The organism is Ruegeria sp. TM1040 (genome assembly GCF_000014065.1).
Classification (GTDB): Bacteria; Pseudomonadota; Alphaproteobacteria; order Rhodobacterales; family Rhodobacteraceae; genus Epibacterium.
The window spans coordinates 666,910-689,024 of the sequence record NC_008044.1 but is presented as its reverse complement, the minus strand read 5'-3'; the positions used below and the strand labels follow the sequence as shown (position 1 = coordinate 689,024).

The 22,115-nt window shown below is 60.3% G+C and carries 15 protein-coding genes; 7 read left to right on the top strand and 8 right to left on the bottom strand.

Annotation, left to right across the window (positions count from 1 at the left end; translation table 11 throughout):
* The first annotated feature begins 1 nt into the window (after nucleotide 1).
* From cobS to TM1040_RS07500, 5 genes are all read left to right on the top strand, one after another.
* Nucleotides 2-988 (top strand): cobaltochelatase subunit CobS, encoded by a 987-nt coding sequence (cobS, locus tag TM1040_RS07520; RefSeq protein WP_011537988.1) that lies wholly within the window; start codon nucleotides 2-4, stop codon nucleotides 986-988.
* Between the two features lie 159 nt (nucleotides 989-1,147).
* Nucleotides 1,148-3,025, top strand: coding sequence for a cobaltochelatase subunit CobT (gene cobT, locus TM1040_RS07515; RefSeq protein ID WP_011537987.1), 1,878 nt, complete (start codon nucleotides 1,148-1,150; stop codon nucleotides 3,023-3,025).
* 390 nt (nucleotides 3,026-3,415) lie between these two features.
* The gene (locus tag TM1040_RS07510; RefSeq protein ID WP_011537986.1) at nucleotides 3,416-5,200 is read left to right on the top strand and encodes an aminopeptidase P family protein; all 1,785 of its coding nucleotides are present in this window, start codon (nucleotides 3,416-3,418) and stop codon (nucleotides 5,198-5,200) included.
* A 61-nt stretch (nucleotides 5,201-5,261) separates the two neighbouring features.
* Nucleotides 5,262-5,603 carry a DUF427 domain-containing protein gene (locus TM1040_RS07505; protein WP_011537985.1) on the top strand — a complete coding sequence of 114 codons (342 nt, stop codon included), beginning with the start codon at nucleotides 5,262-5,264 and terminating at the stop codon, nucleotides 5,601-5,603.
* Nucleotides 5,604-6,159: 556 nt separating this feature from the next.
* Nucleotides 6,160-7,113, top strand: a complete 954-nt coding sequence (locus TM1040_RS07500; protein ID WP_011537984.1) for a LysR family transcriptional regulator — start codon at nucleotides 6,160-6,162, stop codon at nucleotides 7,111-7,113.
* A gap of 130 nt (nucleotides 7,114-7,243) precedes the next feature.
* Here TM1040_RS07500 and TM1040_RS07495 read toward each other — a convergent pair whose 3' ends face one another.
* Both TM1040_RS07495 and mce read right to left on the bottom strand, forming a co-directional pair.
* Nucleotides 7,244-7,519: a DUF1467 family protein gene (locus TM1040_RS07495; protein ID WP_011537983.1), complete on the bottom strand. Its 276-nt coding sequence runs from the start codon at nucleotides 7,517-7,519 to the stop codon at nucleotides 7,244-7,246.
* Nucleotides 7,520-7,588: 69 nt separating this feature from the next.
* Nucleotides 7,589-7,993 carry a methylmalonyl-CoA epimerase gene (mce, locus tag TM1040_RS07490; RefSeq protein WP_011537982.1) on the bottom strand — a complete coding sequence of 135 codons (405 nt, stop codon included), beginning with the start codon at nucleotides 7,991-7,993 and terminating at the stop codon, nucleotides 7,589-7,591.
* A gap of 185 nt (nucleotides 7,994-8,178) precedes the next feature.
* Between mce and TM1040_RS07485 the strand changes: the two genes are divergently transcribed.
* Nucleotides 8,179-8,898 (top strand): response regulator, encoded by a 720-nt coding sequence (locus TM1040_RS07485; RefSeq protein WP_011537981.1) that lies wholly within the window; start codon nucleotides 8,179-8,181, stop codon nucleotides 8,896-8,898.
* 594 nt (nucleotides 8,899-9,492) lie between these two features.
* On the opposite strand, the gene aspS is transcribed toward TM1040_RS07485, so the two are convergent.
* The 3 genes from aspS to TM1040_RS07470 all read right to left on the bottom strand — a co-directional run bounded on the left by aspS (nucleotide 9,493) and on the right by TM1040_RS07470 (nucleotide 13,178).
* Nucleotides 9,493-11,277, bottom strand: coding sequence for an aspartate--tRNA ligase (gene aspS, locus TM1040_RS07480; protein ID WP_011537980.1), 1,785 nt, complete (start codon nucleotides 11,275-11,277; stop codon nucleotides 9,493-9,495).
* Between the two features lie 165 nt (nucleotides 11,278-11,442).
* Entirely contained in the window at nucleotides 11,443-12,090 is a 648-nt protein-coding gene (locus TM1040_RS07475) for an aminotransferase class IV family protein (protein ID WP_044027025.1), read from the bottom strand.
* Nucleotides 12,045-13,178, bottom strand: a complete 1,134-nt coding sequence (locus tag TM1040_RS07470; protein ID WP_044026676.1) for an aminodeoxychorismate synthase component I — start codon at nucleotides 13,176-13,178, stop codon at nucleotides 12,045-12,047. Before TM1040_RS07470 ends, TM1040_RS07475 begins: the two co-directional genes overlap by 46 nt.
* Nucleotides 13,179-13,389: 211 nt before the next feature.
* Here TM1040_RS07470 and carB point away from each other — a divergent pair, with 211 nt between their 5' ends.
* The gene (gene carB, locus TM1040_RS07465; RefSeq protein ID WP_011537977.1) at nucleotides 13,390-16,752 is read left to right on the top strand and encodes a carbamoyl-phosphate synthase large subunit; all 3,363 of its coding nucleotides are present in this window, start codon (nucleotides 13,390-13,392) and stop codon (nucleotides 16,750-16,752) included.
* A gap of 563 nt (nucleotides 16,753-17,315) precedes the next feature.
* Here carB and TM1040_RS07455 read toward each other — a convergent pair.
* The 3 genes from TM1040_RS07455 to TM1040_RS07445 are packed head-to-tail and all read right to left on the bottom strand — an operon-like array spanning nucleotide 17,316 to nucleotide 21,930.
* A complete protein-coding gene (locus tag TM1040_RS07455; protein ID WP_011537976.1) occupies nucleotides 17,316-20,366 on the bottom strand; it encodes an efflux RND transporter permease subunit in 3,051 nt (1,016 codons plus the stop codon).
* 11 nt (nucleotides 20,367-20,377) lie between these two features.
* Entirely contained in the window at nucleotides 20,378-21,451 is a 1,074-nt protein-coding gene (locus TM1040_RS07450; RefSeq protein ID WP_011537975.1) for an efflux RND transporter periplasmic adaptor subunit, read from the bottom strand.
* Nucleotides 21,448-21,930: a MarR family winged helix-turn-helix transcriptional regulator gene (locus TM1040_RS07445; protein WP_011537974.1), complete on the bottom strand. Its 483-nt coding sequence runs from the start codon at nucleotides 21,928-21,930 to the stop codon at nucleotides 21,448-21,450. Before TM1040_RS07445 ends, TM1040_RS07450 begins: the two co-directional genes overlap by 4 nt.
* Nucleotides 21,931-22,115: the final 185 nt, after the last annotated feature.

The window sequence follows — 22,115 nt, the reverse complement described above, 5'->3', positions numbered from 1 at the left end:
TATGACCGACGGCCTGCTGGATATGAACGCAAAACCAACCGAGACGATTTCGGTACGTGAGGTCTTTGGCATCGACACCGACATGACGGTGAAGGGCTTTGCAGAAGGGACCGACCGCGTTCCGGCGCTGGATCCCACCTATAAATTCGATCCCGACACCACGATGGCGATCCTTGCCGGCTTCAGCCACAACCGGCGCGTCATGATCCAGGGTTACCACGGCACGGGGAAATCCACCCATATCGAACAGGTCGCCGCACGTCTGAACTGGCCCTCGGTGCGGGTCAACCTCGACAGCCACATCTCCCGGATCGACCTCATCGGCAAGGACGCGATCAAGCTGCGCGATGGCAAGCAAGTCACCGAGTTCCACGAGGGCATCCTGCCCTGGGCGCTGCGCAACCCGGTTGCGATCGTATTCGACGAATATGACGCAGGGCGCGCCGATGTGATGTTTGTGATCCAGCGCGTGCTGGAGCATGACGGCAAGCTGACGCTGCTTGATCAGAACGAGATCATCACCCCGAACCCCTTCTTCCGCCTCTTTGCCACCGCCAACACAGTCGGCCTCGGGGACACAACCGGGCTCTATCACGGCACCCAGCAGATCAACCAGGCACAGATGGACCGCTGGTCGCTGGTGGCGACATTGAACTATCTGAGCCACGACGCTGAAACCGCTATCGTCCTGTCGAAGACGCCGCATTACAACACCGAAAAGGGCCGCAAGCAGATCGCTCAGATGGTTACGGTGGCGGATCTGACCCGGACTGCCTTTATGAACGGTGATCTGTCGACCGTGATGTCGCCGCGGACCGTGATCAACTGGGCGCAGAACGCCGAAATCTTCCGCGACATTGGCTATGCCTTCCGTCTGTCGTTCCTCAATAAATGTGACGAACTGGAACGCCAGACCGTGGCTGAGTTCTATCAGCGCTGTTTTGACGAGGAACTGCCTGAAAGCGCTGCAAATGTGAGCCTCGGATAAGAGCGGGGTTCGGACGGCTACGCCGTCCGACCGGTGCCTGCGCCCCCTCGACGGGGGCGCAGGCACCCCCGCCCCTTGCGGGACGCGACCCGTCAGCCTCCGAAGGGCTGGACAGCGCCCCGCAAAGGTTCAATGCTGGTGCAACAGGAGCCCGCGCTCATGAGCAAACCAAATGACAACCCGGCAGATCCGTTCAAGAAGGCCCTCGCAGAGGCCACCAAGGTCATGGCCGATGACACGGAACTGACGGTCAACTATTCGGTCGACCCCGCTGGAATGAGCGGCGACACGATGCGCTTGCCGCAGGTTTCCCGCCGCATGACACGAGAGGAAGTGCTGCTGGCGCGCGGGACCGCCGATGCGCTGGCGCTGCGCCGCAGGTATCACGACGAGAGCGTTGCCAGCCGTTATGCGCCCTCCGGCGACATGGCGCGCGAATTGTATGATGCAATGGAAAGCGCCCGTTGCGAGGCGATGGGCGCGCGCGATATGCCGGGCACAGCCTCCAACATTGACGTCAAGATCCAGAACGAAGCGCTGCGGCGCGGGTATGATCAGGTCACATCTGCATCAGAGGCGCCCCTGGCGGTGTCCGCAGGTTATCTGATCCGTCATCTCGCCACCGGCCGCCCGATGCCCGAGGCAGCGGCAAACGTCATGGAACTCTGGCGTGGCTTTATCGAAGCGCAAGCTGGCGAGACGCTCGAGAACCTAGATGAAACCCTCTCGGATCAGGCCGCATTTGCAAAATTTGCCCGCCGGGTGATTTCTGACCTTGGCTATGGCGACCAGCTTGGCGACGACCCGGATGATCTCGATGACGAGATGAATGACGAGTCCGAGGAGACCGCCGAAGAAGAGGAACAGCCCGACAGCTCTGGCCAGGACGACAGCGACGAGGAAGAGGCGGACGCCTCTCCCGAGCAGGCACAGGAACAGCAGCAGGACGAGAGTCAGGCTCAGGTTTCCGCCGACGACATGGCCGAAGAAGAGGTCACCGACGAGACCGAGATGCCCGACGGCGAGGCCCCGCTGGAGCCTCCGGCCCCGCAACCCGTCTCTGACGCTGATCCCGATTACCGCGTGTTCCTCGACGCCCATGACGAGGAAATCGCCGCCGAAGATCTCGCTGAGCCACAGGAGCTCGAGCGCCTGCGCGCCTATCTCGATCAGCAGCTGGAGCCTCTGAAGGGCGCGGTATCGCGGCTTGCCAACAAACTGCAGCGTCGCCTGCAGGCGCAGCAGAACCGCTCTTGGGAATTCGACAAGGAAGAAGGCGTGCTGGATGCTGGCCGCCTGGCGCGTGTGGTCGCGAACCCCACCACGCCCCTGTCGTTCAAGGTCGAAAAGGACATGGAGTTCCGCGACACTGTGGTGACGCTCCTGTTGGACAATTCCGGCTCCATGCGCGGGCGGCCTATTTCCATCGCGGCGATCTGTGCCGATGTTCTGGCGCGCACGCTGGAGCGGTGCAACGTGAAGGTTGAAATCCTCGGCTTCACCACCCGCGCCTGGAAAGGCGGGCTCTCGCGCGAGGCCTGGCTCAACGAGGGCCGTCCGCAGTTGCCGGGGCGTCTCAATGATCTGCGCCACATCATCTACAAGGGGGCCGATGCGCCCTGGCGGCGCGTGCGCCCGAACCTTGGCTTGATGATGAAAGAGGGCCTCCTGAAAGAAAACATCGATGGTGAAGCACTCGAATGGGCGCATCGTCGCATGGTGAACCGGCCCGAGGCGCGCAAGATCCTGATGGTGATTTCAGACGGTGCCCCCGTTGACGATTCCACCCTCTCGGTGAACCCGGCGAATTACCTTGAAAAACACCTGCGTGACGTAATCGCCATGGTGGAGAAAAAGAAACAGGTGGAGCTTCTCGCCATTGGCATTGGCCATGATGTGACCCGCTATTACGACCGCGCGGTGACGATCACCGACGTCGAACAGCTTGCGGGCGCGATGACGGAACAGCTTGCGGCCCTCTTTGACAGTGATCCAAGGGCGCGTGCGCGGGTAATGGGGATGCGTCGCACCGGATAGCACCTGCGGGTCTCATGCACGGTCACAATCGACCATTCTGAGGGCGCGTCTTGGCGCGCCCTCAACTGCACTCATTGCCGCACCATTAACGTGCCTGCGTTGGTACATCCGACTTTGCGTTCACGAGCGTCTGCTAGGCCTGCAGCCCCAATGACTGCAGGCCCGGCATTTGCAAAAGGATGGATGCGGCGGCTTGGTGTATCCCCGCAAGGCACCATGTGTGCCACCTCTCCTCCCCTTTCGCCGCGACACGCCTTCCCGGCGGGCTTGTGTGCAGACCTCTGATCTGTAACAAACCACTTCCGGCCACGCGCCAGTGTCGCCGTGGGCAATCCCTGATCCGCTTCACCGACGTCCTCGCGAAGAGTGACTCATCTTGAGGAGAGACAAATGTTTCAAAACTTTGATGTCACGGCCCGTCCCGAGCAGGGCCCGGCGCGCCTTGCCGCGCTTCGCGCTGAGATGGAGCGAGACAAGATCGACGGTTTTTTGGTCCCGCGCGCCGATGCGCATCAAGGCGAATACGTCGCCCCACGGGATGAACGTCTGGCGTGGCTCACCGGCTTTACCGGCTCTGCGGGATTCTGCGCCGTGCTGCCGCATATTGCTGGCGTGTTTATCGACGGGCGCTATCGCACACAGGTCAAAGGCCAAGTCGCGGATGTCTATACCCCTGTTCCTTGGCCGGATGTGACTTTGGGCGATTGGCTGGTGGAGCAACTGCCAGAGGGCGGGATTGTCGCCTATGACCCCTGGCTGCATTCCCTGCAGGAGATCCGCGACCTGACCGAGCGGCTCGTCTCGTCGGATATTTCACTGGTGGAAAGCGACAATCTAGTAGACCGCATCTGGCCCGACCAGCCAGCGCCCCCGATGCAACCGGCTCGGGCGCATTCGGAGGACTATGCCGGAGAGAGCGCCGAGAAGAAGGCTCAGCGCCTGGCCGAGGGCCTGCGTAAAAGCGGACAGTCCGCAGCGGTCATCACTCTTCCAGACAGCATCATGTGGCTCCTGAATATCCGTGGTTCTGACATTCCGCGCAATCCGGTCGCCCATGCTTTTGCGATCCTGCATGATGACGCCCGAGTGGACCTGTTTATGGCAGCAGAGAAGCTCTCTGAGCTCGTATTGGGCGCGCATGTGACCCTACACGCGCCTGATCGCTTTCTCGAGGCCACAGCCGGCCTCAATGGTCAGGTCGCGGTGGACGCGCGCAGCCTGCCACAGGCTGTTGCACGGGTTTTGGGCGACAGGCTGGCGGCGGTCGGAGACCCCTGCGCCCTGCCAAAGGCCCGCAAGAACGCCGCCGAGATCGCAGGCAGCGCGGCCGCACATCTGCGCGATGGGGCTGCCGTTGTCGAAACGCTGGCTTGGCTCGATACGCAGGAACCGGGCACGATTACCGAAATCGACGTGGTCAAGACACTCGAAGGGTTCCGCGCGGCAGATCCCGCGTTGCGTGACATCAGCTTTGAAACCATCGCAGGGACAGGCGCCAATGGCGCAATCATGCATTACCGTGTGACACATGATACCAATGCGACGCTCCAAGAGGGTCATCTTCTGGTGCTCGACAGCGGCGGGCAATATCTCGATGGCACCACCGACATCACCCGCACCATCGCCATTGGATCGCCGGGCCGTGAGGAAGCCGAAGCCTTTACGCGCGTCCTGCAGGGCATGATCGCGGTCTCCCGGTTGCGTTGGCCCGAGGGGCGGTCCGGGCGCGAACTTGAGGCTATCGGCCGCCTGCCTCTCTGGATGGCTGGACAGGATTTCAACCATGGGCTTGGTCATGGCGTCGGCGCCTTCCTCAGCGTACATGAAGGACCGCAGGGTCTTTCCCGCATTAATACGGTACCGCTTGAGCCGGGCATGATCCTGTCCAACGAGCCGGGCTACTACCGGGAGGGCGCCTTTGGCATCCGGATTGAAAACCTCGTAGTGGTAGAAGAGGCCCCAGCCCTTGACACCGCCGACCCAGACCGCAAGATGCTCGCGTGGCGCACGCTGACGTTTGCGCCCATCGACCGCCGTTTGGTGGTGCCCGAGATGCTGAGCTCGGGGGAGCGCGAGTGGCTCAATAGCTATCACGCAGAGGTAAACCGCACTATCGCGCCGCGCGTCAGCGCCGCTGCGGCAGAGTGGTTGAACGCGGCCTGCGCGCCGCTGTGATACATGACTGTTACAATGACCGGGCAGAAGCCTTACCAAAGCTAGAAGGAGGGGGAACCCGATGACCAAGATCACGATCCAAAAAGCAACAGGCCGATGGGTTGTGCGTTCTGGTGGCGCCATTCTGGGCGAGACGGAGAATGCACTGGAATTGATCGAAGGCGATCTGGCCCCAGTGATCTATTTCCCGCGCGAGGACATCGCCATGGCGTTTCTCGACAAAACCGACAAAACAAGCCATTGCCCGCATAAAGGCGACGCCACTTATTATTCAATTGTGAATAGGTCCTCCACCGATGAAAACGCAGTCTGGAGTTACGAAAACCCAATTGATGCAGTATCGGAGATCAAAGGCCACCTGGCTTTCATGCCGCTTGCCTCGGTGAAGGTGGAGCAACTCTGATTATCGCCGCAGCTCGTCTGTAGGCAAAGCGGATCGGCAACCAGATCGCCAATATCCACCAAGAGTTTGTCACTTAAATCGATAAAGCCGGGCCACGGATGGTCCGGCTTTTTTGCAACAGTATTGCACTTTATTTTCTGACAGGGGCTGCCGCTTTCATTTTCTCGAAAAAATGGCCGCATTCAATGCGCCATAGTCAGCGCGCCACCCCGCGGGATGGAGTTTCAAAACTTCGAAAACGATGCGCGCAAATCCTTGTCCCAGACTAGGCTGTCAGAACCACTTCGCTCAGGCTCCGCCGCAGATCCTCGGCATTGTCGAGGGTTGGGTTCTCCGGAGAATTGCAAGTAGTTTCAACAACATAGTTTATGAGAGCCGTTAGCGCAGCCCGCTCGTTTTCTTGGTTCTTATCTGTCCCGAAAGATCCGATCTCACTCGGATCGCCTGCCCAAGCATGCATTATATTCGTCCACCCGATGCCTGCTATTATTACTGCTTTATTAACAAAATTGCCCGGGTTAACCTTTGTTATCAAGTCCTAAATTCTGGTGCGCTTATGCCTCGAATTGACATCTCTCAAATCAGCGGACGCGTGCTGCGTGTTTTCCTGACTGTCTATGACGAGAAATCAGTAAGCCGGGCCGCGGATGTGCTCGAAAGCAGCCAATCCACCATCAGCCACAATATTGAAAAACTGCGCGGATTGCTGGGGGATGCGCTGTTTGTGCAATCCGGACGCGGCATCGTCCCAAGCGCACGTGCGGACGTCCTGGCACCAAAGGTCCGCCGCATTCTGATCGAGATGGAAGGCCTGGCAGATCAGGGCATCTATGACCCCATCACCGACCCCGACCCATTTGTCATTGCGTTGAGTTCAAGCATCCTGGATGGCGAACTTGAGACCATATATGACGCCTTGCGCCTCAGCCTGCCGCAGAAGCACCTCATGTTTCGGGACCTTGGCAAGCTCTCGGAGATCGAGCCCCTTCTGGAGACGCGCCAGGCGGATGTGGTTCTCACGCTGCGCCCACGGTCCTATCCCAACACGCTCCGCCACATGGCTCTGACGCAAGACAGTTTCCGCGTGTTCTACGACCCAAATGTCAGAGGGCCGGTCGATAGCGTCGAGGACTTTTGTGGGGCACCCCATGCCACCGTATCCTTCGGCCAGGGCAGCAAGAGCCTGCTGCAGACCGAGCTCGAAGCACTGGCGATCCACCGACGGGTCACACTCGGGGTGCCCAACCTTTGGACCCTCATCCGGCTGATGCAGGGCACCGACATGATTGCAAGCTTGCCTTCCCGCTCGTCACGCCACACCACAGGCACTCTGGCATCCTCGCCCTTTCCGGTCGAGTTGCCGCCTTTACAGTTCGATCTGGTCTGGCACCGCCGCTTTGCGGATTCTGCGCGGTTGCAGTGGTTGCTGATGACGATTGAAACCGCACTGGCCCAGCAAGCTCAGGACCACCCCAATGACGTTGGGCTTCGCGCGCACTCGTTCGAGTAGGCTACGCCTCAATCAACAGTGCTTGCTGAGAGGCAGACTCACACGAGCTCGCTCTCACACGCCGTCGATCTCCCGACCTTGCGAACAAATCAGCGTCGTAGCGCATGGCGCTCAACAGATGGAATGGGGATCAGGGCCGATCTGGCAGGCGATCAAACCAGTCAAAGTCGTTTACGGTAATCATTCCCGACAGGATGATCCCGGCGACGATGGCCCAGATCACGGCAGCCGCGCCCGTGGTGATCCAGGCCTTCTGCTTGAGATAGTGCCGTTCCGGCGCCCCGGCATGGGTACCGGGTACAATCTTTCCTGTGTCGCCCTGTGTTTCCAGTCGAATGGGGATCACCACCAGGAAAGTCATGAACCAGATGACCGCATAGAGCACGAGACCGGAAGTGATACCCATGGGAGGTTCCTTTCAAAGGGCCAAGACAGATCGCAGGGCGGCGCCGCGCGCCCTTCCCTGCATCTAGCCTCAAACCTCTTCGAGTTCCACCAGGCAGCCGTTGAAATCTTTGGGATGCAGGAAAAGAACCGGCTTGCCATGGGCACCGATCTTTGGCTCTCCGGTTCCGAGCACCCGCGCACCCTGTGCCTTGAGCCGATCTCGGGCAGCGAGGATGTCATCGACCTCATAACAGATGTGATGAATGCCGCCGGCCGGATTCTTCTCGAGAAAACCCTGGATCGGAGAGCCCTCTCCCAAAGGATACAGAAGCTCGATCTTGGTGTTGGGCAACTCAATGAAGACCACTGTCACACCATGGTCAGGTTCATCCTGAGGTGCACCGACATTGGCGCCAAGGGTGTCGCGATACTGGGCCATGGCGGCCTCCAGATCTGGCACGGCAATGGCGACATGGTTCAAACGTCCGATCATGGGGGTTCTCCCGAGGCTTTGAAACGATATGTCTCCGTAAAGATCAAAACCGCACGTTTCTTGCAAGCCCACCTACGCACGCTCAGGTTGCAAAAATTGGGTATGAGAGCGCTCCCAGGCGCGAGTTAAGAACTTGTTAGCCCAGAATCCCTAGCGTCTTAGCAGGTTATTAGTGAGGTCAGGACATGGACGATTCGGATCTTTTTTCTTCTGCAGCCCGTCTGGGCAGCGGTCGCCGCCCACTTCTGGGGCTGACGATCCTTGTGGTCGAGGACAGCCGTTATGCATGTGAAGCAATGCGACTTTTGTGTTTGCGCAGCGGGGCTCGGATTCGGCGCGCCGACAGTCTCAAGTCCGCCCGCAGGCATCTTCAGGTCTATCGCCCCTCTGTGGTGATCATCGACCTGGGCTTGCCCGATGGGTCCGGTGCCGAGCTCATTGAGGCGCTTTCCACGGCTTCGCCGCGGGTTGCCGTGATCCTCGGCATTTCTGGTGATGAAAATGCCGAGGCAGCCGCCATGGCAGCTGGCGCAGACGGCTTTCTTCCCAAGCCCATCGTCTCGCTCGCCGCCTTCCAGAACGCGATCCTTTCGAACATGCCTCCGGAACGTCAACCCATCGGGCCGCGCCCAATGACAGATGAATCGGTAGAACCTGACATGCTCGCGTTCCGCGATGACATGGCACATGCGGCCGAGGTTCTGGATGAAGGCAAGGACGAGCAGACGCTCGACTACCTGGCGCAATTCCTGGGAGGCGTGGCGCGAAGCGTCGGGGATGCCCCGCTTGAAACCGCTGCAACGCGCCTCCAAGAGACGCGCAAATCTGGTGGGCCGCTGGCCGTTGAAACTGCAATGATTGCCGATCTCGTACAGGAGCGGCTCCAACGCAAGATTGCGATCTGAACCATGCTGCAGTCCCTTGTCATCGCTTCGCTGACGCTGGTCATCGTCCTGGCCGTGCAGTCTCGTCTCAGCTCCTCTGACACAGAGGCCTCTCGTCATTCGATGCAGCGTCGACGCCCAAAAACGCGTTAGCCTGTATTGCGCATCGCCTGTTCCAACAGGCCGATCAGCTGTTCCGGGTCTTCCCCTGGCGAAAAATGCGGTTGTCACGGCGTCCGGAATTGAGCGCCTCCTGCAATACGGCTTCGGGTGACAGGATCATTGCGCGCGGGATGTCGCCACCCTCCGGTGCAGAAGTTTGACTCATCTCAGGTTGCTGCACCCGATCCCCCGACACGAATTTGAGCCTGCGCGAGGGCGCCCCGACGCGGCGCTCAAAGAAATCCGACCAGGAGGCGCGACACGTCGGGCATCAAGCTACGCGCACCTGCATATATTCATCCTGCGCCCGATCCAACCACTCAGCGCAGCTGTGCCAAGCAATGCCGTCTGTGTTGAAAGACGCAGCACGGGCCTCGGCAGAAACGCGCGCGGACCAAAGAAAAGGGGCCGCCAAACTGGCAGCCCCCATCATAATCCGTCGATGCGTCAGTCTCAGTCGTCCTGCGGGATCACGCGCAGGCCAAGTTCCATCAGCTGCTCCGACATCGGCTCGGAGGGTGCGGCCATCATCAGGTCTTCGGCGCGCTGATTCATCGGGAACATGATGACCTCGCGGATGTTGGCCTCATCCGCCAGAAGCATCACCATGCGATCGATACCGGCTGCACAGCCCCCGTGCGGCGGGGCGCCATACTGGAACGCGTTGACCATACCGCCAAAGCGCTTTTCGACCTCTTCCTTGCCGTAGCCTGCGATCTCGAAGGCTTTGAACATGATCTCTGGCTTGTGGTTCCGGATCGCGCCCGAGACCAGCTCGTAACCGTTACAAGCCAGATCATACTGGTTGCCGCGCACATCGAGTGGATCGCCGTTCAACGCGTCCATTCCGCCCTGCGGCATGGAGAAGGGGTTGTGCTCAAAGTCGATCTTGCCGGTCTCTTCGTCCTTTTCATAGATCGGGAAGTCCACGATCCAGGCAAAGGCGAAACGGTCCTTGTCGGTGAGGTTCAGTTCTTCGCCGATCACATTGCGCGCGCGGCCTGCAACCGCCTCGAATGTCTTGGGCTTGCCCCCGAGGAAGAAGGCCGCATCGCCCACACCCAGACCAAGCTGCTGGCGGATCGCTTCGGTGCGTTCGGGGCCGATGTTTTTCGCCAAGGGTCCAGCGGCTTCCATGCCGTCCGCGCCCTCGCGCCAGAAGATATAGCCCATGCCCGGCAGGCCCTCTTTCTGGGCAAAGGCATTCATCCGGTCACAGAACTTGCGCGAGCCACCTGTCGGTGCGGGAATGGCGCGAATTTCGGTGCCTTCCTGCTCCAGGAGCTTTGCAAAGATTGCAAAACCAGAGCCGCGGAAATGCTCGGACACCACCTGCATTTTGATCGGGTTGCGCAGGTCCGGCTTGTCGGAGCCATACCAGAGGGCCGCGTCCTTATAGGAAATTTGCGGCCATTCATTCGGAGCATCGACCTTGCGGCCCTGACCGAATTCCTCGAACACGCCCGCGATCACCGGCGCGATGGTGTCAAACACATCCTGCTGGGTGACAAAGGACATTTCCATATCGAGCTGGTAGAAATCGGTCGGCGAGCGGTCCGCCCGAGGGTCCTCGTCGCGGAAACAGGGCGCGATCTGGAAATACTTGTCAAAGCCCGACACCATCATCAGCTGTTTGAACTGCTGCGGCGCCTGCGGCAGGGCGTAGAACTTGCCCGGGTGCAGACGGGACGGCACGAGGAAGTCGCGCGCGCCTTCGGGGCTCGACGCGGTGATGATCGGTGTCTGGTATTCGTTGAAACCCTGATCCCACATCCGATTGCGGATAGAGCGGATCATGTTGGAGCGCAGCACCATGTTGCGCTGCATCTTCTCGCGGCGCAGGTCGAGGTAGCGATAGCGCAAGCGGGTTTCTTCCGGGTATTCCTGCTCGCCGAAAACCATCAGCGGCAGCTCTTCGGATTTGCCCAGAACTTCGATGTCGCGGATGAAAACCTCAATCTCGCCGGTCGGGATCTTGGCGTTCACGAGGCTTTCGTCACGTGCCTTCACTTCACCATCGATGCGGATACACCATTCGGACCGCACCTTTTCAATCTCGGCAAACACAGGGCTGTCGGGGTCGGCCATGACTTGCGTGACGCCATAGTGGTCGCGCAGGTCGATGAACAAAAGGCCGCCGTGATCGCGGACCCGGTGAACCCAGCCGGAGAGGCGAACGGTTTCGCCCACGTGGGATTTGTTCAGTTCAGCGCAGGTATGGCTGCGAAATGCGTGCATGGATCTGGTCTCTTTCGGTCAGCGGCGGGGGCGCGCGAGGGGGCGCCGTGCCCAAGCAAAATTCAACCTTCCGTACACAAGGTTCCCGCCCCGTTGTCAAGCAATGTGGGCAAAATGCGCCTGTTTCAGCGCCGCGTCGGGCAGCGATCGGCGCAGGATGGGCGCTCAGATCTCGAACAGTGTCGCGGGGATCTCACCGCGCAGCGCATTCGTGAGATGCAGTGCAGCGGCCCGTTGAAGGTCGGCCATTGTCAAAACGGCTTCTTTTAAGCTTCCTGCGTCGAGCAGGCTCTGGCGGTAGACGCCCGGTAAGCAGCCCGAGGACACAGGTGGCGTCAGCCGCGTACCGTCCTCTCTTGTCAGAACAAGATTGGTGATTGTGCCCTCGCAGATCTCGTCGCGTTCGTTGAAAAATATCACCTCGTCGATCCCTGCGGGCAGGCGCGCCCGCGCGCGATCGTAGATCTCTCGGCGGGTCGTCTTGTGACGCAGCAAAGGCTCATCCGAGGCGAGGCGCTCCTGCGCAATCCCAACGCGCCAGAGGTTTGCCGCTGCCGGCATCTCTGCGGTGGTCAACGCAAGAAAACCATCCGCAGCCAGCGTCATACGGCAGCGCAGCGGCGTGGTCGCCGCGAGATCCTCAACCATGGCCAGCGCTTTGGCACGCCGGAACGGAATACCAAAGGCCTCGGCAGAGCGCGTCAGACGCGCCAAGTGCAGATCAAGCCGCGCAACACCCTGCCCCGGCGCAAAGCCGAAGGTCTCGATCAAGCGGAAATCGGGGTCGTCACTTGTGCAAAACGGGCTTTCCACAGCGCTTCCTCATACTCGGAGGCGGAGGTGCTGTCCCAGACCAGCCCACCGCCGACGTTGAACGTGGCCGCATCGCCCTCCAGCATCATCGTACGTATGGAGACATTGAATTCCGACCGCCCGTCGGGGGCCGCCCAGCCAATGGTGCCGCAATAAATGTCGCGCGCCCCGGGCTCGAGTTCCGCAAGGATCTCCATGGCACGGATTTTGGGCGCGCCGGTGATCGACCCGCAGGGATAAAGTGCCGCAAAGATGTCCGCCAGACCGCAGCCGGCCTTGAGGCGTGCCCGCACCAATGACACCATCTGGTGCACCGTCGCATAGCTTTCCACGGCAAACAGCTCTGGCACATGGACCGAGCCGGTCTCGGACACGCGGCTGATGTCATTGCGCAGAAGGTCGACAATCATCAGGTTTTCAGCGCGGTTCTTTTCGTCAGAGCGCAGGAAATCCCGTCGTCGCGAATCCTCTCGCGGGTCAAGGCTGCGCGGTTGCGTGCCCTTCATGGGACGCGTCTCGATCACCCCATCCGAGGATGTGCGAAAGAAGAGCTCCGGGCTGCGCGACAGGATCGTTGGCAGCCCGTCCTGACGCACAAGCGCCCCGTGGCCCACAGGCTGACGCGCGGCAAGGGCCGCATAAAGCGCCTCCGCCCCGCCCCAGACCTGTGCGTCGATGGGGAAAGTCAGATTGGCCTGATATATGTCGCCGGCGCCAATGTAGGATTTAACGCGATCAAAGGCCTCGGTGTAGCGGGCAGCGTCCCAGCGCGCGGTCGTCTCTCCCACACCTGCATCCCCAGCCCAAAGCGGAACATCCGCCGCCACCGGCGCGCGGAACACACCGAACTGCAGCAACGGAAGACGCCGGTGCCCGCGCCCATTCAGAAGATGCGCCAAACGTGGCTCAAGCGCATAGCCCAACTCATAAGACGCATAGCCTGCAACCCAATGCCCCTCGGCGCGGGCGCGGTCCAAGGCCGCAAGCGCCCCCTGCACCTCATCCGGGTCTTGCGCGCGGATCAGGTCAACTGGGTCTTCAAACAGCGCCGCGCCCTTCGATGGGCCATTGTCAAAGCGGATTTCCACCGGCAGGGTCTCCGTGAGCAGTGAGTGTCTCCCTTGCCCCGCATATAGCGGTTTCGACGCCACACGAAAGGGTCGAAAACGGCAATTTGCATTGCAGGGCCGATCCCCCTTGCACCTTTTGTCTCGCTGCCTATAACGCAGGACAATTTGGGCGCAGCCCGTGCCTGATTCAGACTGCCACGCCGAAATTTCTGTCAAAAGGACGCCCGCCATGCCGAAGAGAACCGATATCAAGTCGATCATGATCATTGGCGCCGGGCCCATCGTCATCGGTCAGGCCTGCGAATTCGACTATTCTGGCGCTCAGGCCTGCAAGGCGCTGCGCGAAGAAGGCTACCGGGTGATCCTGGTGAACTCCAACCCAGCGACGATCATGACCGACCCGGGTCTTGCTGATGCGACCTACATCGAGCCGATCACCCCGGAAGTGGTCGCCAAGATCATCGAGAAAGAACGCCCCGACGCGCTCCTGCCGACGATGGGCGGGCAGACCGGCCTCAACACCTCGCTCGCGCTTGAGGAAATGGGCGTCCTCGAAAAATTCAACGTCGAGATGATCGGCGCCAAGCGCGAAGCCATCGAGATGGCCGAAGACCGCAAGCTCTTCCGCGAGGCCATGGATCGCCTCGGTCTTGAAAACCCGCGCGCCACCATTGTTACAGCGCCGAAAAAAGACAACGGCAACGCCGACCTTGAGGCGGGTGTCGCGCTTGCACTCGAAGCCCTCGAGGACATCGGCCTGCCCGCAATCATCCGCCCCGCCTTTACCCTCGGTGGCACCGGTGGCGGCGTGGCCTACAATCGCGAGGATTACATCCACTATTGCCGCTCCGGCATGGATGCCTCTCCGGTGAACCAGATCCTCGTCGATGAGAGCCTGCTGGGCTGGAAAGAATACGAGATGGAAGTGGTCCGCGACAAAGCGGATAATGCCATCATCGTCTGCTCGATCGAAAACGTGGACCCGATGGGCGTTCATACCGGGGACTCGATCACCGTGGCCCCTGCCCTTACGCTTACGGACAAGGAATATCAGATGATGCGGACCGCCTCGATTGCGGTCCTGCGCGAGATTGGCGTGGAAACCGGCGGCTCCAACGTACAATGGGCAGTGAACCCCGCAGACGGGCGGATGGTTGTCATCGAGATGAACCCGCGCGTGAGCCGCTCTTCGGCGCTGGCCTCCAAAGCGACAGGTTTCCCGATTGCAAAGATCGCGGCAAAGCTTGCTGTGGGCTACACGCTCGACGAGTTGGACAACGACATCACCAAGGTGACGCCTGCATCGTTTGAGCCGACCATCGACTATGTCGTCACCAAAATTCCGAAATTCGCGTTTGAGAAATTCCCTGGTTCCGAGCCTTACCTCACGACAGCGATGAAATCGGTGGGCGAAGCCATGGCGATTGGCCGCACCATCCACGAATCGATGCAAAAGGCGCTCGCTTCGATGGAATCCGGTCTCACCGGCTTTGACGAGGTGGAGATCCCCGGTGTGCAAGCTGGCCTTTGGGAAAGCGTTGGTGCCGACGACAAGGCCGCAGTGATCAAGGCGATCAGCCAGCAGACCCCGGACCGCCTGCGCACCATCGCACAGGCGATGCGTCATGGCTTGTCGGACGACGAAATTCAGGGCGTCACGAAATTCGATCCGTGGTTCCTCGCCCGGATCCGCGAGATCATCGACGCCGAGCGCGAGATCCGCAAAAATGGCCTACCGATGCGCGAAGACAAGCTGCGCGCGCTCAAGATGCTCGGCTTTTCGGACGCCCGTCTGGGTCTGCTGACGGGCCGTGACGAGGACAACGTGCGCCGCGCGCGCCACAACCTCGGCGTCAAGGCGGTGTTCAAACGCATCGACACCTGCGCCGCAGAGTTCGAAGCGCAGACGCCCTATATGTACTCCACCTATGAAAGCCCGATGATGGGTGAAGTGGAATGCGAAGCGCGCCCCTCGGATCGCAAAAAGGTCGTTATTCTTGGTGGCGGGCCAAACCGGATCGGTCAGGGTATCGAGTTCGACTACTGCTGCTGTCACGCCTGTTTTGCGCTGACGGATGCGGGGTATGAGACCATCATGGTCAACTGCAACCCGGAAACAGTTTCGACCGACTATGACACCTCGGATCGCCTCTATTTCGAGCCCCTCACCATGGAGCACGTCATGGAGATCCTGCGCGTCGAACAGGAAAACGGCACCCTGCACGGTGTGATTGTTCAGTTCGGTGGCCAAACCCCGCTGAAACTTGCCAATGCGCTAGAGGCCGAAGGCATTCCGATCCTCGGCACCACGCCGGACGCGATTGACCTTGCCGAAGACCGTGAGCGCTTCCAGGCGCTTGTGAATGAGCTTGGCCTGAAACAGCCCAAGAACGGCATCGCTTCCACCGGCGAACAAGCGCTTAAGATCGCAGAGGAAATCGGCTTCCCGCTGGTGATCCGCCCGTCCTACGTTCTGGGTGGTCGCGCGATGGAAATCGTGCGCGACATGGACCAGCTCAAACGCTACATCAACGAGGCAGTGGTGGTATCGGGCGACAGCCCGGTGCTCTTGGACAGCTACCTCTCTGGCGCGGTGGAGCTCGACGTGGACGCGATCTGCGACGGCAAAGACGTGCATGTTGCAGGCATCATGCAGCATATCGAGGAAGCTGGCGTTCACTCTGGTGACTCGGCGTGCTCGCTGCCGCCGTACTCGCTCGACAAAGAGGTGATCGAGCGTATCAAGGAGCAGAGCTTTGCGCTTGCGAAGGCGCTGAATGTTGTTGGTCTGATGAACGTGCAATTTGCGATCAAGGACAATGAGATCTACCTGATTGAGGTAAACCCGCGCGCCTCGCGCACGGTGCCGTTTGTCGCCAAGGCCACCGACAGCGCCATCGCCTCCATCGCCGCGCGCGTCATGGCCGGAGAGCCGCTGTCGAACTTCCCGCAGCGCGCACCCTACGAGCCCGACGCAGGCTATGACGTGAACACACCCATGGCTGATCCGATGACGCTTGCTGACCCGGACATGCCGTGGTTCTCCGTCAAAGAAGCGGTGCTGCCCTTTGCCCGTTTCCCCGGCGTCGACACCATTCTGGGGCCGGAAATGCGCTCTACCGGTGAAGTCATGGGCTGGGATCGCAGCTTTGCGCGTGCCTTCCTCAAGGCGCAGATGGGCGCTGGCATGGTGCTGCCCAGCAAAGGACGCGCGTTCATTTCGATCAAGGATGAGGACAAGACCGAAGTCATGCTCGATACGGCGCGCATCCTGATCGCCCAGGGCTTTGATCTGGTGGCCACCCGCGGCACGCAGGGGTGGCTTGCGGGGCACGGTGTAGAGTGCGCTGTGGTGAACAAGGTCTATGAAGGACGTCCGCATGTGGTGGACATGCTCAAGGATGGCGAGATCCAGCTGGTGCTCAACACCACCGAAGGCAACCAGGCGGTCGAGGATTCCAAGCCGATGCGCTCTGTCGCGCTCTATGACAAGATCCCCTATTTCACCACCGCCGCCGGGGCCCATGCCGCCGCGCGCGCCATTCAGGCGCAGGCCGAAGGGGAAGTCGAAGTGAAAAGCCTGCAAGGCTAACTGCGAAGGACGAAGACGCGAACTCCGCTGATCGTCTCACAGTACCGTGCAAGCAGAAGACCTCAAAACGCCTCCGGTTTCGGGGGCGTTTTTTTGTGCCTTTACCTCTCTCAAGAGAGACCGGATCGCCATTGGCAATCCGGCCGGCGCAGGCCCCTTCCCGACAGAACAGGTGAAACGCACCACCAGTGCTCTGAACGCGCTGTTGGATGGCGAGGGCATATACAAACAATTGGATCTGATATTTGCGCTGCGCTCACGCAGATAGCATTGCAGCGACTCACCCTCAAAGGCACAGTCTCCCTACACAGAGCAGCCCAGAAGGGCAGCGGAAGATCATGTTCCCTCCCGGCCATCAATCGCTCTCTCACCCCTCACAGATGGCCAATCTTTGATCTCCCCCCAAACGGAAAAGCCCCGCGGGACAGATCCCCGGGGCTTTTCTTGTTTTTGTGTCTCGCCCTCACATGACGCCAACGCTCACATTGCGTCAGACTGGCTCGGGCTGGTTGAAGAGCGCCTGCAATGGTCGCAGGCACTCTCGCACGCCGTGAGGCCGCAGCCTAGGCGGCGGCTGCCTTCTGCTCCTGCCGTTCCACCCCTTTGAAAAAGATCAGGTAGAACACCGGCGCCGCAACAAGCGTCAGCACTGTTGCAAAGGCCAGACCGCCCATGATCGTCACCGCCATCGACACGAAGAAGGCATCGCTCATAAGCGGGGCCATACCGAGGATGGTCGTAATCGCCGCAAGCATCACGGGACGCAAACGCGACACAGAGGCCTTCACGATGCTCTCGCGCAGCGGCAGCCCCTCTTCGCGGCGGACAATGTCGATTTCTTCCACCAGAACGATCCCGTTCTTGATCAGCATGCCGGACAGGCTCAGCAGACCAAGAAGTGCTGTGAACGTAAAGGGAAGCCCCGTGCCCAAGAGACCGATCACAACCCCGTTCACGCTCATCGGGACCAGCAGCCAGATAATGATCGGCTGACGGATCGCATTGAAGAGCAGAACGGAGATCAGCACCATGATCAGCAGCGAGAGCGGCAATTGCTTGCCGAGACTTGCATTGGCCTCCGAGGAGTTCTCATGCTCCCCGCCCCATTCCATCTTGTAGCCGACCGGCACCTCGATGGCCTCGATCGCGGCCTGCACCTCGCCAAAGGCGGTGGCAGCCGTCACATCCGGCAATACATCCGCCCCCACGGTGATAGTGTAGACGCGGTCGCGCCGATGCACGAGCGTGTTCTGAACCTCGTAGGAGATGCCATCGATCATCTGTTCCAGCGGGATCCAGCTGCCAGAGGTCTCCGAAAACACCACCTGGTTCATCACGTTATAAGGGTCTTCCTGCGGCTGGCGCATGACAATCGGGATCAGGCGTTCGCGTTCGCGGAACACCCCCGTTGTCACCCCGTTGGTCGAGAACTGCAGCGCGCTCGAGATCGCCTCTCGCGTCACCCCAGCCGTTTGCGCCCGGTCCGTGGCGTAGACGGGTTTGAGCACCAACTCCTGCTCGCGCCAATTGTGACGTACATCGCGCGTCAGATCGCTCTCTGTCTCCAGCAGTTCCTTGGCTTCATTGGCAAGGCGGCGCAGCACAGCCGGATCCGGACCAGAGAAACGCACCTCAACTGGGGCGCCGCCGCCGGGGCCAAAGACCAGCCGCTCTGTGCGGAACTCACCTTCGGGAAAATGCGCCTTGCCCCAGGCCTCGAGATCCGCCTGCAAGCCCGGGATCTGTTCGAGATTTTCCGTGCGGATGATCAGATGCCCGTAGCTTGGATTGGCCTTCTGACCGGCATAGGTCAACAAGAAGCGGGTCGCCCCCTGCCCCACGAAGGTTGCGGTCGATACCACCTCATCGCGCGCAGCCAGCCAGGATTCCATTTCAGCCATATGCGCAGAGGTTGCTTCGATCGCGGTGCCCTGTGGCAACTTGTAGTGCACATAGAACAACGGCGTGTTGGAGTTCGGAAAGAACTGCTGCTTGATGAGGCCAAACCCCATGAAACACATCACAGTCACGCCAATCAGGCCGACCACCACAAGCCAGCGCGCCTTGAGTGCGCCGCGCAGCAGAGCGCCGTAGCTGCGAAACAACAGCCCGTTGTAGCTGTCCTGATCGTCTCCCGAACCGCGTTTAAAGAAGTAATGCCCCAAGAGCGGCGTGACCGTCAGCGCAAGAATCCAGCTCAGCAGAAGCGAAATTCCGATCACGGCAAAGAGCGAGAACATGAACTCGCCCGTGGCGTCCGGGCTGAGCCCGATCCCGGCAAAGGCCATGATGCCAATCACCGTCGCGCCCAACAGAGGGATCTGGGTCTTCGAGGCCGCCTCCTGCGCGGCTTCACGCGAGGATCTGCCTTTTTGCATGGAGATTTGCATCCCCTCCGCCACCACGATGGCGTTATCGACGAGCATGCCCATGGCGATGATCAACGCCCCAAGCGAGATGCGTTCCATCTCGATTGAAAACAGCGCCATGAAGAAGAGCGTCCCCACCACCGTCAGCAGCAGGGTTGTCCCGACCACAATGGCCGCGCGCCACCCCATGAAGAGCGCCAGCACCACGATCACAATGGCCACCGACATGGCAAGGTTCACGAGGAAATCATTGGACGCCTGCTCCACAACGATATGCTGCTGATAGATCGGATGCAGTTCCACGCCAAAGGGAATGTCGCTGTCCAGCTCCGCCAGCTTGGCGTCCACGCGATGACCAACATCCACAATGTTTTCATTGGCGATCCCGGACACCCCAAGGGTAAAGGCCTCAACCCCGTCAAAGCGGATCATCAGCGACGGGTCGATCTCTCGTCCGCGCCAAACATTTGCGATGTCGATGATGTTGATGGTCTCACCCCCGACGCCCACCGTCAGACCCGCAATCTCCGAAACGGAATCCGAGCCTTCGGGAGTTTGCAGAATGGTGTTCATCGGTCCGGCCTTGATCTCTCCCGCCGGTGTCACCGAGTTCGAAGTGGCAACGGCGTTGGCGATCGCATTGACCGAAACCCCAAGGTTGGTGGCAATCGGCATGTCGGGTTCGACATAGATTGTCTCTTTGCGCAGCCCCGAGATATCGACATCCGCCACACCGTCCACGGTCAACAACTCGCGGCGCAGGAAGGTCGATAGCTCGTATTTCTCGCGGTCGGAAAACCCTTCAGCCGTTACCGCATAGAAGATACCGAACACGTCCCCAAAGCTGTCGTTCACCAGCGGCTCGCTGACGCCATCCGGCAGGCCACGGGCCGCATCACGCACCTTTGCGCGCAGTTTGGTCCAGATCTGTGGCAACTCCGAGCCGTCATAGGTGTCGCGCATCTCCACTTCGATGATCGATACGCCGGGGCGGTTCATGGAGGTGATTTCCTTGACTTCCTCCATCTTCTGGATGGCGGATTCCAGAGGTTCGGACACCTCCAGGGCCACCTGCTCGGCGCTGGCGCCGGCATAAGTCGTCTGGATCACCGCCTGTTTGATGGTGAAGGCAGGGTCTTCCAATCGACCCAGCGAGAGAAAGCCCCAGATGCCCCCAAAGAGGGCAAACAGCATGATCAGCCACGTATAAAGCGGCCGTTGAATTGATCCGCGTGCAATGTCCATGTTTCAGAGCCTCAATTGCTGAAACCGACAAAGCGGCGCACCGCCTGCCCGTCCTTGAGCGCGGCGCCCCCGGTGAGAACGACTTCGTCGCCGTCCTCCACACCGGAGAGCACATCAAACGTGCCGAACTGGTTGGGCGCGATCTCTACTTCGGTCCATGTCACCGAGCCCGCGTCCGCGCCCGTGGGGGTAAAGACCATCACACCGGTCTTGCCTTCTGGCGTGGTCACGATGGCGGTCACCGGAAGTGCGATACGATGCAGGCCGGTCGAGACGCGCACGCTCACGGTGGTCGAGGCCCCCGGCAGGATGTGACGATCTTCCGGCGGCTCCATCGAAAGGGTCACGCGGTAGGTCTGCCCCACGGCAGAGGCTTCGGCGACATATTCGACGATCTGAAGCGGGTATTCTTTGCTGCTTCCGGGGAAAGAGGCCACGATTTCGAACGCATCGCTCTCGTTCGCCTTCTGGAACAGAAGCTCTGGCACGTCGATTTCGACGTGCAATTCGGACATATCATGCAGGCGCGCAATTGGCGTCCCCGCAGAAACAGTAGAAAACTGCGCCACCTCGCGCCGCGCCACCAGGGCATCAAACGGTGCATAGAGCGTTGCATGATCGAGGTTCGTCTGCGCCGTGCGCAAGGCCACCTCTGCCAGCCCGGCGGCGGTTTCGGCATCTTCAATCGCCACCTGGCTCACGGTACCCGCGAGGCGCGCGTTGCGTTCCTTGGTGCGATCCGCTTGCTGTTTATTCAGCACCGCTTGCTCGAGTTGAAGCTGAAACGTCTCCAGATCCAGCTGCGCGATCAGCCCGCCCTTGGGGATCTCGTCGCCTTCGGTAATCGGAAGCTTCAACACTTGCCCACCCACCTGAAAGGCCAGATCAACGGTTTCCTTGGCCGCTACCTGGCCAAAAAAGCTCCGCTCCAGCGGCGCCGAGCCACCATTGGCGGTCATCAGCTTCACAGGTTTCAAAAGCACCTGTTCCGGCGTTGCGTCTTGCGCCTGTGCGGCTACGCCAGCCGCCATCGGGGTCGCCAAAATCGCCCCAAGCATCACCGCCCGGATTGACGTCATTTTCATGTTTGATCTCCTTCACAGGGTGCCACAGCGCCCGACTGAACGGCCTTATTGTGAATTTTTTGTGCGAGCCGGGCGAGGATTTCTGCTTCTTCCCGCGTGAGGCCCGACGTTTCGTAAAATATCCCGGATGCCGCATCGACCAATTGTGCCCGACGCCTGCGCCCCTCTTCTGTCAACTCCAGTAGCCAAGCTCTTCCGTCCCCGGGGTCCCTTACCCGGCGGATCAGATTGGACTGTTCCAGGACAGCCGCAGCAGCCGTCATCGCAGACGGCGTCTTGTGCGTCAGCCGCGCAAGCTCCCCCATGCGACGGGGTTGCGCAAGAATAAGCAACAATTGATGCTCCGACCGGCCCAATTGCCCCTCGTGACAAACATCGTTCAGACGTTGCTCCAACTGCCAGTGAAGCGCAAAAACCCCCATCATGGCCTGCACTTCTGGCGTGTAAAGCTTCCAGATGTCTGAATGGTCGACTGTCATGTCCCGACTCCTCGCCCCAAACTAGTTCACCTGATGAAGTATTTAAAGACATGCCCCCGCTTTCCCCGCGGCTAGAGGTGAAAAAGTACGACGCTGCCCCAAGGGCATGCAGCCGGGATCTTGCGACTGCCCTTGACCTTCGCGAGGTAAACGGGCCCTATATGCGCCACCTTGAGACAGGGCCC

What these genes read in the sequence shown, in the direction of transcription:
- TM1040_RS07505 (WP_011537985.1), top strand. Translation starts at nt 5,262, where the DNA reads ATGACCAAGATCACGATCCAAAAAGCAACAGGCCGATGGGTTGTGCGT.
- cobS (WP_011537988.1), top strand. Translation starts at nt 2, where the DNA reads ATGACCGACGGCCTGCTGGATATGAACGCAAAACCAACCGAGACGATT.
- cobT (WP_011537987.1), top strand. Translation starts at nt 1,148, where the DNA reads ATGAGCAAACCAAATGACAACCCGGCAGATCCGTTCAAGAAGGCCCTC.
- carB (WP_011537977.1), top strand. Translation starts at nt 13,390, where the DNA reads ATGCCGAAGAGAACCGATATCAAGTCGATCATGATCATTGGCGCCGGG.
- aspS (WP_011537980.1), bottom strand. Translation starts at nt 11,277, where the DNA reads ATGCACGCATTTCGCAGCCATACCTGCGCTGAACTGAACAAATCCCAC.
- mce (WP_011537982.1), bottom strand. Translation starts at nt 7,993, where the DNA reads ATGATCGGACGTTTGAACCATGTCGCCATTGCCGTGCCAGATCTGGAG.
- TM1040_RS07500 (WP_011537984.1), top strand. Translation starts at nt 6,160, where the DNA reads ATGCCTCGAATTGACATCTCTCAAATCAGCGGACGCGTGCTGCGTGTT.
- TM1040_RS07445 (WP_011537974.1), bottom strand. Translation starts at nt 21,930, where the DNA reads ATGACAGTCGACCATTCAGACATCTGGAAGCTTTACACGCCAGAAGTG.
- TM1040_RS07510 (WP_011537986.1), top strand. Translation starts at nt 3,416, where the DNA reads ATGTTTCAAAACTTTGATGTCACGGCCCGTCCCGAGCAGGGCCCGGCG.
- TM1040_RS07495 (WP_011537983.1), bottom strand. Translation starts at nt 7,519, where the DNA reads ATGGGTATCACTTCCGGTCTCGTGCTCTATGCGGTCATCTGGTTCATG.
- TM1040_RS07450 (WP_011537975.1), bottom strand. Translation starts at nt 21,451, where the DNA reads ATGAAAATGACGTCAATCCGGGCGGTGATGCTTGGGGCGATTTTGGCG.
- TM1040_RS07485 (WP_011537981.1), top strand. Translation starts at nt 8,179, where the DNA reads ATGGACGATTCGGATCTTTTTTCTTCTGCAGCCCGTCTGGGCAGCGGT.
- TM1040_RS07455 (WP_011537976.1), bottom strand. Translation starts at nt 20,366, where the DNA reads ATGGACATTGCACGCGGATCAATTCAACGGCCGCTTTATACGTGGCTG.